General features: G+C 71.1%; 12 protein-coding genes. 5 read left to right on the plus strand and 7 right to left on the minus strand.

What is annotated here, in order from left to right:
• Window positions 1–18: 18 nt before the first annotated feature.
• The 3 genes from D7V80_RS04060 to D7V80_RS04070 form a co-directional block, all read right to left on the minus strand.
• Window positions 19–1887 (minus strand): hypothetical protein, encoded by a 1869-nt coding sequence (locus D7V80_RS04060; protein WP_120586904.1) that lies wholly within the window; start codon window positions 1885–1887, stop codon window positions 19–21.
• A gap of 4 nt (window positions 1888–1891) precedes the next feature.
• Complete coding sequence (locus D7V80_RS04065; RefSeq protein WP_120586905.1) at window positions 1892–2695, minus strand: protein phosphatase 2C domain-containing protein; 804 nt, start codon at window positions 2693–2695, stop codon at window positions 1892–1894.
• Between the two features lie 183 nt (window positions 2696–2878).
• Window positions 2879–3568, minus strand: a complete 690-nt coding sequence (locus D7V80_RS04070) for an NUDIX domain-containing protein (protein ID WP_014393057.1) — start codon at window positions 3566–3568, stop codon at window positions 2879–2881.
• A 380-nt stretch (window positions 3569–3948) separates the two neighbouring features.
• Here D7V80_RS04070 and D7V80_RS04075 point away from each other — a divergent pair, with 380 nt between their 5' ends.
• On the plus strand, window positions 3949–5118 hold the full coding sequence (locus D7V80_RS04075) for a FadR/GntR family transcriptional regulator (protein ID WP_120586906.1): 1170 nt from the start codon (window positions 3949–3951) through the stop codon (window positions 5116–5118).
• On the opposite strand, the gene D7V80_RS04080 is transcribed toward D7V80_RS04075, so the two are convergent.
• Both D7V80_RS04080 and D7V80_RS04085 read right to left on the minus strand, forming a co-directional pair.
• A complete protein-coding gene (locus D7V80_RS04080; protein WP_120586907.1) occupies window positions 5115–6116 on the minus strand; it encodes a diacylglycerol kinase family protein in 1002 nt (333 codons plus the stop codon). The two genes, D7V80_RS04075 and D7V80_RS04080, sit on opposite strands and share 4 nt — an antisense overlap.
• 84 nt (window positions 6117–6200) lie before the next feature.
• The gene (locus D7V80_RS04085; protein WP_120586908.1) at window positions 6201–7205 is read right to left on the minus strand and encodes an SDR family oxidoreductase; all 1005 of its coding nucleotides are present in this window, start codon (window positions 7203–7205) and stop codon (window positions 6201–6203) included.
• A 288-nt stretch (window positions 7206–7493) separates the two neighbouring features.
• On the opposite strand from D7V80_RS04085, the gene D7V80_RS04090 reads away from it, so the two are divergent.
• The 4 genes from D7V80_RS04090 to D7V80_RS04105 all read left to right on the plus strand — a co-directional run bounded on the left by D7V80_RS04090 (window position 7494) and on the right by D7V80_RS04105 (window position 15028).
• A complete protein-coding gene (locus D7V80_RS04090; RefSeq protein WP_120586909.1) occupies window positions 7494–9032 on the plus strand; it encodes a PEGA domain-containing protein in 1539 nt (512 codons plus the stop codon).
• A 62-nt stretch (window positions 9033–9094) separates the two neighbouring features.
• Window positions 9095–10516, plus strand: a complete 1422-nt coding sequence (locus D7V80_RS04095) for an IgA Peptidase M64 (protein ID WP_120586910.1) — start codon at window positions 9095–9097, stop codon at window positions 10514–10516.
• Between the two features lie 141 nt (window positions 10517–10657).
• Window positions 10658–12595: a hypothetical protein gene (locus D7V80_RS42125; RefSeq protein ID WP_199738363.1), complete on the plus strand. Its 1938-nt coding sequence runs from the start codon at window positions 10658–10660 to the stop codon at window positions 12593–12595.
• Window positions 12596–12766: 171 nt separating this feature from the next.
• Window positions 12767–15028, plus strand: coding sequence for a lamin tail domain-containing protein (locus tag D7V80_RS04105; RefSeq protein WP_233585122.1), 2262 nt, complete (start codon window positions 12767–12769; stop codon window positions 15026–15028).
• Here the strand turns inward: D7V80_RS04105 and D7V80_RS04110 are convergent, their stop codons facing one another.
• Complete coding sequence (locus D7V80_RS04110) at window positions 15029–15568, minus strand: hypothetical protein (protein ID WP_120586911.1); 540 nt, start codon at window positions 15566–15568, stop codon at window positions 15029–15031.
• Between the two features lie 145 nt (window positions 15569–15713).
• Complete coding sequence (locus D7V80_RS04115) at window positions 15714–16619, minus strand: LysR family transcriptional regulator (protein ID WP_120586912.1); 906 nt, start codon at window positions 16617–16619, stop codon at window positions 15714–15716.
• Between the last annotated feature and the right edge of the window lie 2 nt (window positions 16620–16621).

Genomic DNA, 16621 nt, shown 5'->3' on the forward strand with positions numbered 1-16621 from the left:
CAGCCCCCTGTGTGTGTTTCACTTCATCCGCAGCACGGTGAGGTCCTGGGCCCCCACCACCGTCAATCCCTCACGCGACAGCAAGAGCCCCCGGCCCGCGTCCACGAACGGCTCCGCGTCCGGGAACTCGCGCACCGCCACCAACTGGCCCTGCTGGAGCTCCACGCGCGTCAGCCCGGCGTCCGTGGCGCAGAAGAGCGCGCCCCCCACGGCGCACTTTCCACGCAGCGTCCCCAGCCACGAGCCGTCCCCCGCGTCGGCCCGGGCGCTCGCGCGCACCGCTCCGTCCGCTCCCAGCAACACCGCGTGGTGCACCGTGCGGCCGTGGGCCTCCTCCGCGAGCAGCAGCCACACCGAGCCCGCGTCGAACACGGCCTCCGCATCCAGCAGCTGCCCTGACGGCCACGGCAGCGCGAGCCCGTCCCGCAGCCCCTTGCGCTCCACGTTGAACAGGAAGGCCCCTCGCAGCCCCGCCGCGCGGTGGAACCCCAGCCCGAACCGGGGTCCCACGAACAGCCGCGTCTGCCCCTGTAAGACATCCCCCCACCGCTCGGCCCCGTACACGCCGTCCCGCCACAGCCCGCCGCCCGACGCCCAGAACCGGTGTCTGGCATTGGCCGCGAACACCGGCCGGTTGTCGCAGACATCCACGCCCAGGAACTCCTGCTCCCGGCCTGGCGCGAACACCGCCACGCGCCCCCGCTGCCCCAGCAGCGTCACGTCCCCCTGAACCGCCCAGCGCAGCGTCGGGTCCAGCTCACCGCGCATCACCGTGCGGCCATCCTCACGCCGGTACGCGCCGTCCGCGTGGTAGACGAAGCGCACCGTCCCGTCCTCCGCGCTCGCGTGCACCAGCACGCCGCGGGTGGTGAACGTCCGCTTCGCCGTCACCTGACCGCGCACCGCCGACACTGGCGTGGCCGCCACCGCCGCGTGCGGCTGACACGTGGGACACGCGGCCCGCGCGTGCTCCAGGCCACACGACGCGCACGCCGCGAAGCGAAGTCCCTCCAGCACGGGCAGCGGGAACGCACCGCGCCGGTCCTCCACGAACACCTGGTGGAACAGGTGCAGCAGGTCATCCGGCAGCGAGGCCCGGGGCAGCGCCGGCTTGGGGTACTGCACGTCCGGATGGAACACGGTGACGCGCTGGAGCATCCGTCCCACCGCGTTCAGCCGGGCCGTCTGCGTCTTCGGCTTGTGGATGCCACCCTGCGGCCCCACGCACAGCAGCGACTGCATCACGGTGACGGCGAAGGCATACCAGTCGCTCTCCACCGTCGCCGGCCGCGCGGGCGTCAGCGTCTGCGCGCCCGGGTCCAGCCGCAGCGGGTCCAGGAACTTCTCCGTGAACACCGGGCACAGGAAGGGACCGAACTGGAAGCTGTCCGCGTCGATGAAGTACGCGTCCGTGCCCACCGTCAGCACGTTCAAGTCATTGAAGTCCCCCACCACCACGCTGGCCGAGTGCACCGCCGCCAGCACCCGGTGCAGCCCCGCCAGCACCGTCACCGCGTCCGAGGCCTTGCCTCCCGCGCGCCGGAACGCGGGCTCGCTCCACCGGCGCAGCGGCTCCACGCCGTCCAGCTTGCGCATCGCATAGCCCAGGACCTCCGCGCCCTTTTTGTCCGTGGCCAGGGCCTGCGGCGTCACCACGCGCGCGGGAAGGCCCGAGGGAAACGCGCGCAGCTTGCGCTGGTGCTCCACGAGCCGGGCCTTCGCCGCGGCCTGCTCGGGCAACAGGCCCAGATAGTCCGGATGCTCGGGCTGCTTGAAGACCTTGAGCGCGCGGCCATTGCCCAGGTCGTAGACATCCGCCTCTCCGCCCTTGCCCAGCGCCCGCTGCGGATCCAACCGGACCTTCTTTCCCTCCAGCCAGACGTCCATGGCCTCACGCCCTCCCCATCCGGCGGCGCAACACCACCAGCGTGGTGTCGTCCGTCAGAAGGCCCGGCGTGCGCAGCAGCCGCCGCTCCGCGAAGTCCGCGCGCACCGACTCACGGTTGAGCTGCGCGAGCCGCCGTCGCACCGCGTCCGGGTTCGTGAAGTACCGGTCCTCCGACCAGAAGCGAGACAGCGGGCCCACGGGCTCATCGCGCTCTGGCAGCCGCGCCTGCGAAAGGCCCAGCAGGTCCCCCACCCCATCCGTGCCCACCAGCAGCGCGTGCACGTCCTCCGTGGGCACCAGCGCCCGGGGCTCCAGCCGCACGTCCTCGCCGCGCAGCAGCGCATACGCGAGATACGGCGGCGCGTTGCCTGGGAACGGCCCCAGCGCGTGCACCTCGCCGTTGAGCATCCACACCCCGTCCCCCGACGAGAACACGAGCGTATGCGCCGGCGTCATCACCGCCCCCACCAGCGTGAAGAGCAGGTCCCCCAGCACGTCCCGCCCCAGCGTGGATGCCAGGCCCTCCATCAGCTCCAGCAGGTCCGAGCGCAGCCCGGTCAGGAAGTCCGCGCCGTCCACCGCCTCGCCCCGCGCCAGCCTCGCCTGCGCCGCCTGCGCCAACCGCCGCACGCCCAGCTGCGCCCCCAACTCGCTGCACGGCTGGCTGCCACACCCGTCCGCCACCACCACCACCAGCCCGTGCTCGCTCTCCCGGACGCAGGCGGCGTCCTGGTTGTTGCGTCCCGAGCGCGCGTGCTCCCGGCCCTGCACCGAACCCACCGCGACATCGAAGGGCAGCGTGGACATGGCTCTCCCGTGGCCCTCGAAAAGGGCTCGCACGACCGGAACCTGCTGGCGAGTGAGCGGCCCCGCGCCGCTCGGCTTTGTGTACCTACGACACCAACATAGTGTCCAAGTGACACGAAATCAAGGCGACGTGGGACAACCTGTCAGCGGGCGCCGATGGGTTGTGACAGGAGGTGGGTGTGTTCAGAGCTCGAAGTTGAAGCCGGCCTTCTCGAGCTGTTTGTACTTCTTGTGGTCGAACCGGTAGAGGCGCGCGGCGCGGTGGGAGACGTCCTGCTCCACCTCGTCCAGCTCCTCCAAGAGGTCCATGGCGAGGATCTTCTTGCGGAAGTTGCGCTTGTCGAGCTCGCGCTCCAGCACCGTCTCGTACAGCCGCTGGAGCTGCGACAGCGTGAACTTGGGCGGCAGCAGCTCGAACCCGATGGGCTGGTAGCGCACCTTGCCCTTGAGCCGTTGCAGCGCCGTGGCCAGCACGTCCGCGTGGTCGAACGCGAGCTTCGGCGTGTCCCAGACGGAGAACCACGCCGCTTCACGCGCGTCGGTGGAGGCCTGGAGGTGGTGCTGGGACAGCTTCACCAGCGCGAAGTACGCCACGGTGATGACGCGGCCCCGGGGGTCGCGGTCCGGAGAACCGAACGTGTAGAGCTGCTCCAGGTGGCTGGTGCGCAGGCCCGCTTCCTCCTCCAGTTCCCGGCGCGCGGCGTCCTCCAGGGACTCGTCCATGCGCACGAAGCCACCGGGCAGCGCCCACCGGCCCTGGTACGGCTCCACGCCGCGCTGGATGAGCAGCACCTTGAGGTCCTCCTCGTCCAACCCGAAGACGACGCAGTCCACCGTCACCGCCGGGCGCGGGTACTCATAGGTATGGCTCACGGGAAATCCCTCCAGCCGGCATCGTGTCCAGAGGACACGGTGCCGGCAAGCGCCTTCACATGTGGGAGGCGCACGGCGGCTGGACAGGTCTCCCGCGGTTCATGAGCCCCCGGCGGCCGAAGTTCCCACGAGAACGCGCGACGCACGGAGCGCAGCGGTAGGCCGTGACAGCGTGCTGGAACGGACACCAGGGCAGGCCACGGGCAGAAGCCGCCTGCCGGGGGCGATGTCCGCGAACTGGTCCGACTGTCGGACCAGTTCGCGTCGCCTGCCACCCAAGGCCGCGCTGTCCCGGCGGGCGCCAGGGCGGGTCGGCCCTCACGTCCATGTCAGACCCGTCTGGTTGGATGGGCGAAGCATGGGCGAAGAGGGGAACGGTGATGGTGCGGGTGGGGCTCGTGGCGTACGTGGAGGAGCAGCTCGAGCGGGAGATCGCGCTGGGACGGCTGCCGGGGAACGGGCGGTTGGCCTCGGAGCGGATGATGGCTCGTCGCTATGGGGTGAGCCGGGGCACCGTGCGCGAGGCACTGCGGCGGCTGTCGGCGCGGGGGCTGGTGGTGCAGCATCCCGGACGCCAGGCACGAGCGGTGGCACTGGATGAGTCGCTGACGCTGGAGAACCTGGGCCTGGCGCTCCATGGCGAGCGCCCCGAGGAGTGCCGACGCCTCTTGGAGGGCTTCTTCCACCTCAAGCGGCACGTGTTGGTGGAGCTGCTGGCCGACTGCTGCGCGAATGCCTCCGTCATGGACCTGCAGCTGCTGGGGGACACCTGCTTCCAGCTTTGGGACGCGGCACGCTGGCACCCCGCGGAGCGGTGCGTGCAGCTGGAGTTCGAGTTGCTGCGGCTGGCGGCCCGGGCGGCGGTACGTCCCGGGTACCAGCTCCTCATCCAGTCGCTACAGCGGGCCTTCAGAGGCACCGCGGCCCGGCTGCTGCCCTTCATGGGCGGCGAGTCGCTGCGCGAATGGGCCGTGTGCGCGAGGCATGCCCTGAACGAGCGCGACACCCAGGCACTCCTGCACCAGCTGCCGGCACTCCTGAAGGCGTGCGATGAGCGTGTGCTGGACGCCTTCGCCCCCACTTCACGAAAGCATGCGCCTCCCGAGGACAACCGCCCCCAGGAGTGCAGCCCCAGCACCCCCGCGTCAGCCACCGCGCAGGATGATGCGGACCCCCTCGCACCAGCCGACGAGGCGATCGAGGTTGCACCTCATGTCTCGCGGCAGGACTGTCCCGTGGAGGCGGACCGCGCGGCGCCGTTGTTCGCAGAGGCCCCGGCGCTCGTTCCCTGCGAGCGTGATGGGGAGTGTGCCGGAGGAGACGAGACGAACGCGCCCCTGGGAAGACTGTCCGACTGTCGGACAGGTTGTGACGCTTCGCCTCCCGAGGCGGGACTCCAGCTCAGGACTCCATCCACCGGCGCTCCTGGACAGAATCGCGTAACGGAGGACAAGGAGAGAGGATTGCTCCGCGTCGATTGCTCCGGACGCCTCCGCACGAATCGTGCTTCCGCGCCGGATGAGTCAACGGACCGCGAACCGCCGTCCTAGACGGCGACGAGCCGCCCCAGGCGCCGCCAGTCGACCAGGTTGACGTTCTCCTCCGCCAGGTCGAACTCCAGCGAGCGGCGCATGCCCAGCACGTCGCCGCCCATCTGGAAGGGCACCTCGCGGTCGAAGTCCATCCGCAGGCGCTCCACGAAGAAGTCGTGCATGCGCGGCATGGGGTGCTCGCCGCGCCACAGGCGGAACATGTTGCGCGTGGCCTCCATCACGCCCGCGCCGTACACGCGCACGGACAGCCGGTGCGGTACCGCCTGCGCGAACGGGAACGCCTTGAAGCCGAAGCCCCACTCCGGCGTCGTCGCCGCGCCCGCCACGCCCGCGGGGCCCTGGTACAGGAGCTGCCCCTCGCCGCCGTTGGGCAAGGGCCGCACCGCGCCGGACGCGTCGATGGTCAGCGCGGACGCGCCCAGGTTGTAGACGGAGACGTTCGGGTTGCCCTCGCCGAACAGGTGGCGCGGCACCGTGCGCGTGAACATGGCGCCCAGGTAGCCGCGCAGGCCGGACTGCGCCTTCTTCAGCGGACCGGCGGAGGCGAGCTGGTTCTTGAAGTCCTGAATCATCTCCGCGTCCCAGCCCGTGCCCGCGAAGGGCGCTACCCGGCCCTCCACCCGCACCAGGGAGAAGGGGCGCAGGGGTGGCAGGCGCTCGCCATACGCGGCGATCTGCTTCAGGGCCACCTGGGGACGCGGCGCCCCGGTGACGCGGGCCCAGGCGTTGCCCGTGCCCAGCGGCAGCACGCCAATGGCCGGCAGGGCCACACCCTGGGAACGCAGCTCGTTGAGCAGGCCCGTGATGGTGCCGTCGCCTCCGCCCGCGAGCAGCAGGCTGGGCGGATCGTGCCTCAGCTGGTCCACCCACTCCTGGGCTTCCTCCAGGGAACGGGTCAGGGCCACCCGGGCCCGGGGGAGCAGGTCTCGGACGAGCCCGCCCATCCCCTCGGTCCCTTTACGCGCACGCAGATTGACGAGGACGGCGATGTTCATGGCGGGCGCGACTCTTCCCCAGTTCATGTCATGGCCCCGTCACGAAAAGAGCCCCGGCATGGGGACTCCCCCGAAACATGGGCATCACACCCCCAGGGCGTGCATGAGCCGCGCGTCCAGGTGCCGCTCGGCCGCACGCCGGCGCAGCGTCACCGCCGCGGCGGCCAGCCCTCCGGCCACCAATAGACGACGCAGCCATTGTTTTCCGGTGCCATGGTAACCGCCCGAGGCCGTGTCCCCCTCATCCATGGGTTGGAAGACGTTGCCGGGGGTGGGGCCCTGCCGCTCGTTCTTGAAGTGCAGCGCGTCCGTGCCGGCCTTCATGGTGCGCTCGAACATGCCGGGGAGCAGGCCATGCATCGCCGAGAAGCTGCTCCCGGCGCCGCCGACCATCACCTCGTCCTGGGGGTGGCGCAGCACGCGGAGGATGGTGCGGGCCACACGCTCCGGCGTGTAGACGGGCTCCACCGGGCGGATGCGCCAGCCGGTGTAGTTGGCGGTGTGGCGCCAGAGAGGCGTGTCGATGGCGGCGGGCATCACCGTGCATACGTCGATGCCCGTGTTCAGCAGCTCCTGGCGCAGCGACGCGGAGAAGCCGCGCACCGCGAACTTGGAGGCCACGTAGGCGCTCAGGTACGGCGCGGGCACGGTGCCAAAGGTGGAGGACACGTTGACGAGCGTCCCGTAGCCCTGGCGGCGGAACTGGGAGAGCGCCATGCGCGCGCCACTCACCGTGCCGAAGAAGTTGGTCTCCATGAGCTGGCGGAAGGCCTCGTCCGGCGTCTCCTCCAGGCTGCCCAGCATGTAGACGCCCGCGTTGTTCACCCAGCCGTCGAAGTGGCCGAAGGCCTCCACCGCGGCCTCCGCCAGCCCCTTCACGGCCGCCGCGTCCGACACGTCCGTGGGCACCATCAGGGCCTGGACGCCGTGGGACTCGCACTCGGCCGCCAGCTCCTCCAGGGGCTCCTCCCGCCGCGCGGCGAGCACCACGTGGGCGCCCTTCTTCGCCAGGAGCAGCGCGGTGGCCCGGCCAATGCCGCTGGAGGCGCCCGTGATGACGATGACCTTCTTCTTCCAGATGCGATCCATGGAGTGGGGTCCTTGTTGGCGGGCCCGCCAGCTCTGGACGGCCCGAGCGTTCAAAATGGGTTCGTGGACGGAAAGGTGGGGATGACGCTCGGCGTCGCACCCGGGACACCGGTGACTCACCCGGAGGGCAGCCAGCGAGGCAGGGGGCCTGGAATCCGGACGGGGGTCCACATGCGGGACCGGGAGGCAGGCGCCGGGGGTCGCTGGCCTGGAGGGTGGACAGTCCGGTAGAGGACGGAACGCGGCCTGCATCGCCGGTCCGGCCATCCCTTCCACACCCACGTGACCATGCCCTTCTGTCCGAAGCCGTCCGCGTTCGCGCTGATGTTGTGCCTGCTGTGCGCCACCGCCTCGGGGGCCGCGCCCCACCGGCTGGTGGTCTCCAGCGGCGATTGCCGGGACGCGGAGCTGAGCGGCCAGTCCAAGGCATTCTACGACGCCCTCCGCGCCCGCCCCGAACAGCACCTGCTGAGCGCGCCTGAGTTCGCCGAGCGCCTCTTCCCGGACTCCTCGCGCTCCTTCGAGGACCTCCAGCGCCAGCTGGACGCCGCGCAGGACCAGTTCTACGAGGGCCGCAACGCCCGCGCGACCCAGCTGCTGGACGACGCCCTGAGCGACATCCGCCGCCTGCCGCCGGGCGAGCCGCGCTGGAAGCTCTTCGCCCACGCGCAGCTCCTGCACGGCCTCAACCACCGGGCGCTGGGGAAGACGAAGGACAGCGACGCGGCCTTCCTCCAGGTGCTGCGCCTCCAGCCGAAGTACCAGCTGGACCCGGACCAGTACGCCCCCTCCATCCGGCAGGCCTTCGAGAAGCTGCGCCGCGACCTGGGCCGGACGCCCAAGGTGAAGCTGTCCCTGAAGTCCACGCTGCCCGCGGCGGACGTGTACCTGGAGGGCTTGAGCGTGGGGCAGACGCCGCTCACGCTGGAGCTGCCCGCGGGCGCGTACGAGCTGACGATGGTGAAGGGGGACGCGGTGAGCTTCCCCCGGCAGGTGCAGGCGCAGGGGGCGGACACGCCGCTGCTGGTGGACCTGGCCTACGAGGGGTCCGTGACGGCCGCGCCCTTTCCGTGCCTCGCCGCCGCGGACGGCAACGAGGAGCGCACCTGGAGCCACGCGGTGCGCCTGGGCGGCACGCTGGGCGTGGAGGAGGTCATCGTCGTGCGGCTGGAGCGCCCGAGCAGCGGGCCCAAGTGGTTCGCCGCCACGGTGCTCAACGTCGACGGCGGGCAGAAGCTGCGCGAGGGCGGCTTCAAGACGCAGGGCCTGGACGCGCCCGGTGAGGCGCTCTCCGCGCTGGTGGATTTCGTCACCACCGGGCGCTCGCCCTCCAACCTCGTGGTGATGAACAACGCCAACGGCAAGGCGCCCTGGGACGCGGGCAGCGCGAGGGGCACGGCCGGCGCCGCCGGCACGGGCGCGGACCTCACCGCGCCCCACCTGCTTTCGGAGGACGTCTCCGGCGGCGCCGCCCCCAGCACGGGCCTGCGCACGGCGTCGTACGTGACGCTGGGCGCGGGTGTGGCGGCCCTGGGCGGCGCGGGCGTGGTGCGGCTGCTGGCCCAGAAGGACCTGAACGGCCTGGAGGACCGCCGCGCGGCCAATGGCGGCCAGCTGGTGAGCACGGATGCGCGGGCCGTCGCGCTGCGCGACTCGCTGGTGGGCAAGAGCAATCTGATGACGGGGCTGCTCGTGGGCGGAGGCGCCGCGGTCGTCACCGGTGCGGTGCTCTTCCTCGTGTCGTCCCCCGCGAAGCCCGCGCCCGTGACGCTGGGAGTGACGGCGGACGAGACGGGCGCGGCGGCGAGCGTGTCCGGATCGTTCTGAGCGGACGGTCCCGGCCAGAGGTTCCTGGCCGGGGAGCACCGGGCGCGTAGAGTCGCACCCCCATGCGCGCTTCCCTCCTGCTGTTGCTGCTCACGGCGAGCACCGCCCTCGCCGCGCCCCGGACGTTCCGCGTCGACTACTTCCACACCGGCAACGCCACCGAGGAGCGCTTCAGCCTGGAGCGGCTGGTGGTGGAGCCCCTGCCGTGGCCGGGCCACCCGGCGCGGGCCATCGACGAGACGAACCTGGGCAAGTACCTCTTCGAGGTGCGGGACCGGCGGACGAACCGGCTCCTGTTTTCGCGCGGCTTCGCCTCCATCTTCGGCGAGTGGGAGCTGACGGACGAGGCGAAGCAGGCCCACCGCACCTTCAGTGAATCGCTGCGCTTCCCCGCGCCGGACAGCCCCGTCCAGGTCATCCTGAAGAAGCGCGACGCGCAGAACGCCTTCCGCGAAATCTGGTCGCTGGTGGTGGATCCGAAGGACCCCTTCGTGGACCCGTCCTCGCCGCCCGCGCCGGGCCCGCTGCTGAAGCTGCTGGAGAACGGGCCGCCGCAGGACAAGGTGGACTTCCTCATCCTGGGGGACGGCTACACGGAGGCGGAGCGCGCCAAGTTCGAGAAGGACGCGCGCAAGCTGGTGGACACCCTCTTCAGCTTCTCCCCCTTCAAGGAGCGCAAGGCGGACTTCAACGTCTGGGGCCTGATGCCCGCGGCGGCCGAGTCCGGCATCTCCCGGCCCTCCACCGGCGTCCACCGCCGCCCGCCCCTGGGCTCCACCTACGACGCCTTCGGCGCGGAGCGCTACATCCTCACCTTCGACAACGCCGCGCTGCGCAACACCGCCGCCTTCGCGCCCTACGAGTTCATCGAAATCCTGTCCAACGGCAACACCTACGGCGGCGGCGGCATCTTCAACCTCTTCAGCACCGTGGCCTCCGACAGCCTCTGGGCCCCCTACGTCTTCGTCCACGAGTTCGGCCACCACTTCGCGGGGCTGGCGGACGAGTACTACACGTCCGCCCCCGTCTACGGCGCCGCGCCCTCGGAGCGGGTGGAGCCCTGGGAGAAGAACGTCACCGCCCTCCACGACCCCGCCCAGCTCAAGTGGAAGGACCTGGTGGCGCCGGGGACCCCGCTGCCCACGCCCTGGAATCAGTCCACCTATGACGCGCATGCCCTGCAGGTGCAGCAACGCCGGAAGAAGATTCGCGCGGAGCGCAAACCCGAGGTGGAGATGGACGCGCTCTTCATGGAGCAGCGCAACTGGGAGGAGAAATTCCTGGGCACCCAGAAGGTCTCCGGGAAGGTGGGCGCCTTCGAGGGGGCCCACTACGAGGCGAAGGGCTACTTCCGGCCCCAGACGGACTGCGTGATGTTCACCCGGGATCGGGTGCCCTTTTGCGCGGTGTGCCAGCGCGGCATCACGGAGGTCATCGACCTGTACGCGGGTCCAGCGTCCGCTCCCGCCCGGAAGAGTCCCTGACTTCCTTCGATTCCCAGGCCCCTGGGCGTCCTTTCGCGTGACAGGAACGTGGCAGGTGGTTGGGCAAATGGACGCCCCTCTGTTTTCGGGTGTAAGGGGGACCGCACCTGCAATCTGGACCCCCATCTGGGAGGCATTCACATGCTGAAGCAGAGCCTGAAGCGGAGCTGGCTGCCGGCGCTCGTGACCACCGTGTTCGTCACGGTCGGCACGGGTTGCGGCGATGAGTGTGTCGATCAGTTCGACTGTCGTGACAAGGGCTCGGCCCCCGCGGGCCAGGCGTGGACCTGCAACGCGGACAACAAGTGCGAGCTGCGCAAGCTGAACATTCCTCCGGAAGAGGACGCGGGCACGGACGTGGACGCGGGCACGGACGCGGGCACCACCACCACGGCGAGCGAGCAGATCGCCGCGTTCCTCGCGGCCCCGGCGGGCGCGCTGGCCACGCCGCAGCCCGTGAGCGGCGCGTTCGTGACCTTCATCAAGCCCGAGGTGGCGGGGAGCTCGTCCACGGAGGCCTCCGGCTTCTTCCTGCAGGCCGAGGCCAACGGGCCGGCCATGTTCGTGCGCGGCTCCGCGTCCACCACGGCGGTCGCCGTGGGTGACCTCGTGACGCTGAACGTCACGGAGAAGGAGATCGTCAGCGGGCTCAACGTGGCGAAGACCGTCACGGACCTGACCGTGGAGAGCAAGAACAACGACGTGTCGGGCCTCACGGCGGACATCTCCGGCGTGAGCAGCTTCGAGGACGCGGGCACGACCGGCGTCTACGAGAGCCGCCTGGTCACCGTGTCCGGCAAGCTGGAGACGGGCGTCAGCAGCGGCTCGGCCTTCACCGCCTTCCCGCTGATCACCACGGGTGAGCAGTCCCCCAGCCCCCTGCGCCTGCGCGTGCCCACCACCCTGTCCACGGACCTGGACCTGGTCCTGGGCTGCGACGTGGCCGTGCCCGCCGGCATCGTCTGGCGCTTCAACGCCCAGCCGCAGGTGTCCGTGTTCGCGCCGGAGCAGCTCACCATCACCAGCTGCCCGGCCCCGTCCGCGCTCGCCGCGACCGCGACGTCCAGCACCGAAGTGCGGATGACGTTCGACCGCCGCATCGCGCCGGCGAGCATCACCGCCGCCGCCACGCAGTTCACGTTCGACAACGGCCTGCAGGCGCAGAGCGCGACCGTGAACGGCAAGGACGTGCTGGTGACCACGACCGAGCAGACCGCCGGCACGCAGTACACGGTGCAGGTCTCCGGGGTGACGGACACGCAGGGCAAGGCCATTGTCACGCCGAACTCCACCCAGTTCCAGGGCTTCTCCCTGCTGGCCGTCCACGGCGGCCGCGTGGTGCTCACCGGGACGGGCTTCACCGGCGCGACGGCGGTGACGATTGGCGGCGTGGCGCAGACCTTCACGGTCGACTCCGACACGCAGATCACCGTCACCAACGTGCCGGACACCACCCCGGTGGGTGCGTCCCAGCCGGTGGAGGTCACCACCCCGGCCGGCGCCGTGAGCGTGGGCGCCCTGCCCGTCGCGCACCTGGTCATCAATGAGCTGGACGCCGACACGCCGGGCACCGACGTGCTGGAGTTCGTGGAGATCTCCACGGGCGTGCCGAACCTGTCCGTGTCCGGCTTCTCGCTGGTGATGTTCAACGGCTCCAACGACCAGTCGTACCTGGCCGTCGACATCAGCGGGAAGGCGGACGCGAACGGCCTGCTGCTGGTGGGTAACGCCGGGGTGACCCCGACGCCTGCCGTCACCTTCGCGAACGAGACGCTCCAGAACGGCGCGGACGCGGTGGGCATCTACCAGGCCCCGGCGAGCGCGTTCCCCAATGGCACGGTGCCGACCACCACCAACCTCATCGACGCCATCGTCTACGACACGGCGGATCCGGATGACGCGGGCCTGCTCGACGCGCTGCTCGGCACCGGTCCGGAGCGCGTGCAGATCGACGAGACGGGCACCTCGGGTGGCTCCGCCGCCAACTCCATCCAGCGCTGCGGTGCGGCGCGCAAGGATGGTCGCGTGTTCAGCCGCGTCGCGGCGCCGACGCCCGGCGCGGTCAACGCCTGCCCGTAATCGCCGGACCTGAAACCCTGCCGTAACCCAGGGCCGCGTTCCCCCACCGGGGAGCGCGGCCCTTCTTCTTGGAAGACAGGGGGATGTGTCACTCTTGGAAGCATGGGGATGCACCGCCCGTCATGGCGGTGGGCCGCGGTCCCCGTCCAGCGTCCGGACCGGATGGCATCCATGGCTCTTCTTCGAATCGTCGCGCCCCTCGTCGCCCTGCTGCTCACCGCGTGTCCCGGCTCCACAACACCTTCGACGCCGGTCGTGCCTTCCGACGGCGGGGTGAACGCCGACAGTGGTGTGCCCTCTGACAGCGGCGTGACGTCCGACGGTGGCGTGCCCGGTGATGGCGGTACACCTGACGACGGTGGCGTTTCCGTCGATGACGGCGGCTCTTCCGACGGTGGCGTGTCCGTCGATGACGGTGGGCCTGGCGACGCGGGCGCGCTCGATGCTGGCGGCGCCTCCGACGATGGCGGCTCGCCCGGTGACGGCGGTGTGCCTTCCGATGGCGGCAGCATGTCCCCCGATGCGGGAGTACCGGATGCAGGCATTCCGGCGCTGACCGTGACGTCCCTGGGGCTCGGGGACGGACGCGTGGGGCAGCCCTACTCCATGACGTTCACGGCCTCTGGCGGGCGGGCGCCGCTCACCTGGAGCTTCACCGGCACGCTGGCCGCGGGGCTCACCCTCTCCACCGACGGCGCCCTGTCCGGCACGCCCACCGCCGCGGGCACGGTGCCCTTCACCGTCATCGTGCGCGACGCGGACGGCCAGACCGCGTCCGCGCGGCTGCTGCTGCGGGTGGAGCCGCTCCTCTCGCTGTTCACCGTGGGCCACTGGAACCTGGAGTGGTTCGGCGCGCCCAACCAGGGCCCGGCCAACTCCACCTCCGACGGCGGCGTGCCCGATGACCTCCAGATCGCGGGGGCGACGAGCGTCATCCGCGACGCGGGGGCCCACGTCTGGGGTTTGGTGGAGATGGTGGACACCGCGGACTTCAACACGCTCCTGGCGGGATTGCCCGGCGGCTACAGAGGCTTCCTCGCCAACAACACCACCTACGTCCTCAGCGGCACGTCGCTGTACTCCGCGGGCGAGCAGAAGCCCGGCATCCTCTACGACAGCTCGCTCACCTATCGCAGCGCCCAGATCATCCTCACCGCGCAGGCCGCAGACTTCGGCGGACGCCCGCCGCTGCGCGTGGACTTCACCACCCGCATCCACGGCGAGGACGCGCCGCTGGTCGTCATCGTCACGCACATGAAGGCCTTCGAGGACATGACGTCCTATGGCCAGCGGCAGCGCTCCTCGACCGCCCTCAAGAGCTACCTGGACCAGTGGCTGCCCGAAGCGCGCGTGCTCGTCATCGGCGACTGGAACGATGACCTGGACCACTCCATCTCCACGCAGAACGGCGTCGCGCTGCCCACGCCCTTCGCGAACTTCCTGGACGACCCCACGCACTACACCTTCCTCACGAAGGTGCTGACCGACGCCACCATCCGCACCACCACGGAGTACAACGAGGTCATCGACCACACGCTCGTCACCGACGAGGTCGCCGTGGACGCGGTGCCCGGCGGCGTCCAGGTGCTCCGGCCCGACACGTCCATTCCGGACTACGCCCACACCGTCAGCGACCACTACCCCGTCCTCACCCGCTACGACCTGAGCGGCGTTCCCGGTCCGCGCGTGCGGCTCACCGCGCCCCTGGACGGCACGTTCGTCGTGGGCACCTCGCTGACGTTCACGTGGCGCTCGGCGGGCGTGAGCACCGTGCGCATCGAGGCCTCCTACGACAGCGGCGACAGCTGGAACGTCGTGGCCCCTTCCGTGAGCGCGAGCGCGGGCACCTTCACGTGGACCGTGCCGGACGTGGAGAGCAACCTCGTGCGCGTGCGCGTGGTGGACACGGCCAACGCGTCGCGCTTCGACATGAACCCCGGCCGCATCTGGTTCACGCGCACGGAGCCTCGCGTGATCATCAACGAGCTGCTCGCCAACGAGCCCGCGCTCCCCGGCACCACCGCGCACGAGTTCGTGGAGCTCTACAACGCGGGCTCCGCTCCCATGGACCTGTCCGGCTGGAGCCTGTGGGACGCCCTGAACCCGCAGCACGTCTTCGCCGCGGGCACGGTGCTGCAACCGGGCCGGCCCTTGGTCGTCTTCGGTGGGCCCGCGGGCTTCCCGGCCGGCACGCCCGACACCGTCGCGGCCTCCAGCGGGTCGCTGAGCCTCAACAACACGTCGGACACCGTGCAGCTCAAGCGCCCGGACGGCGGCGTCGTGGACAGCGTCGAGTACTTCAGCACCGTGGACGCGGTGTCCATCAACCGCTCCCCGGACCTGTCGCCGGACGCGGGCTTCGTGCTGCACACCACGCTGACGCCCGGGCTGCAGTCCTCGCCGGGCCGGCGCGCGGACGGAGGCGCGTTCTAGTCAGCGCAGCGGCGGGGCCTCGGGGTCGGGCCCGGGCTCCGGCTCCACGGGCACCGCCTCCACGTCCCGGGCGATCCACTCCTGGCCATGGTCCTCGTAGGTGACGCGGATCTCGTCACCCTCGGACATGTCGTGCAGCTGCACGTTCTCGTCGGCGCGCTTGAGCCGCGTGGCCTCGTCCACGAAGACCTCCTGCTCATGGCCATGGCCGTCCACGAAGAGCAGCTCGTCGTCGCCCACCCAGGACACGCGGCCCGCGGCCCAGCCCATGGGCCTGGGCTGCGGACCGGAGCCGCCCGTTCCCTCTGGAGCCGGAGCGGGGATTGGCGCGCCCTTCGCCTCCGCGCCCGCGGACTTCAGCGCCTTGGGATCCACGGTCTCCTTGGAGGCCATCAGCCCGCGCAGCACCTCCGAACGTCCTTCGCGGTGCTTCGCGGAAGGGCCGTCGGGCCCCGGCTCGCCGCCGTTGCACGCCGACAGCCCTCCGAGTCCCACCAGGCCCAGCACCAGCAGGCCCGCCGTCCCGTGCATGCTCCGCATTGGCCACGTCCTCCCGTGTCGTGCGAAGGAGCCCGCATCCCCACGGAGTCCCCCTCCATGGCGCGCGGGCCCGCTCTCCCTCGGTAAAGATGAGGACACCCTGCCCCGCCGGGAACCACGGCCGTTCCGGCCTGGGCCTGGCTGTCTATCCGGCCAGGAGCCAGTCACGCACCGCGAGGAAGCGGGCCGTGGGGGCCGCGGCCCTGCGCCACGCGACATAGAGCGTTCCCCGAGGCCGCCGCGCGGAGCGTCGGCCCGGCTCCGGCGTGAGCGTCACGACCCGCTTCTCGCGCACGGCGGGCGCCACCAGGTAGTCGGGCAACACCGCCAGCCCCACGCCCGCCTCCACCAGGGCCAGCATCTCGTCCAGGTTCGCGACGCGGCACACCACCTGCGCCGGCAGGGGCTCCTTCGGCCCGAAGGTGGCGCGCCACCACGGCGCCAGCATGGCCAGGTCCGCGTCGAAGGCGATGAACCGGTGCGCAGCGAAGTCGCGTGCCCCGCGCGGCGTTCCCCAGCGCTTCAGGTACGCGGGCGCGCCTATGGCAACGAACTCCTCCTGGGCCACCGCACGGACCTCCAGGCCCGGAGCGTCCGGCAGCAGCCCGAGGATGCCCAGGTCCAACGCCCCCTCCAGCAGCAGCCGTGACACGCGGCTGGGCACGTCGAAGCGCACGTCCAGCCGCAGCTCCGGGTGTCGCGCCAGCAGGCCCGGCAGGCGGGGCCGGAGCCAGTACCGGAAGAAGGGCCAGGGGCCGCCCAGGGACACCTCACCGCGCACCGCGCGCTGGGCTTCGGAGGCAGCCTCCAACGCCGCGTCCACCGCGGGCAGGTGCTCGCCCAGCCTCGCGACGAGGGCGGCTCCCGCGGGAGTGAGCCGGGCCCGGCGCCCCACCCGTTCGAACAGCGCCACGCCCACGTGCCGCTCCAGGGCCTTGAGCTGCTGGCCCACGGCGGAGGCGGTGATGCCCAGGCGCGTGGCGGCGGCCGCGTGCGTGCCCGCCCGGCTGACCTCCCACAGCGTCCAGAGCGCTTCGTGATTGCCAATCATGG

The organism is Corallococcus sp. CA054B (assembly GCF_003611625.1).
Lineage (GTDB): Bacteria > Myxococcota > Myxococcia > Myxococcales > Myxococcaceae > Corallococcus > Corallococcus coralloides.

Coding starts and splice junctions, on each gene's coding strand:
- D7V80_RS04060 (WP_120586904.1), bottom strand. CDS start 1,887: ATGGACGTCTGGCTGGAGGGAAAGAAGGTCCGGTTGGATCCGCAGCGG.
- D7V80_RS04065 (WP_120586905.1), bottom strand. CDS start 2,695: ATGTCCACGCTGCCCTTCGATGTCGCGGTGGGTTCGGTGCAGGGCCGG.
- D7V80_RS04075 (WP_120586906.1), top strand. CDS start 3,949: ATGGTGCGGGTGGGGCTCGTGGCGTACGTGGAGGAGCAGCTCGAGCGG.
- D7V80_RS04080 (WP_120586907.1), bottom strand. CDS start 6,116: ATGAACATCGCCGTCCTCGTCAATCTGCGTGCGCGTAAAGGGACCGAG.
- D7V80_RS04085 (WP_120586908.1), bottom strand. CDS start 7,205: ATGGATCGCATCTGGAAGAAGAAGGTCATCGTCATCACGGGCGCCTCC.
- D7V80_RS04090 (WP_120586909.1), top strand. CDS start 7,494: ATGCCCTTCTGTCCGAAGCCGTCCGCGTTCGCGCTGATGTTGTGCCTG.
- D7V80_RS04095 (WP_120586910.1), top strand. CDS start 9,095: ATGCGCGCTTCCCTCCTGCTGTTGCTGCTCACGGCGAGCACCGCCCTC.
- D7V80_RS42125 (WP_199738363.1), top strand. CDS start 10,658: ATGCTGAAGCAGAGCCTGAAGCGGAGCTGGCTGCCGGCGCTCGTGACC.
- D7V80_RS04105 (WP_233585122.1), top strand. CDS start 12,767: ATGGCTCTTCTTCGAATCGTCGCGCCCCTCGTCGCCCTGCTGCTCACC.
- D7V80_RS04110 (WP_120586911.1), bottom strand. CDS start 15,568: ATGCGGAGCATGCACGGGACGGCGGGCCTGCTGGTGCTGGGCCTGGTG.
- D7V80_RS04115 (WP_120586912.1), bottom strand. CDS start 16,619: ATGATTGGCAATCACGAAGCGCTCTGGACGCTGTGGGAGGTCAGCCGG.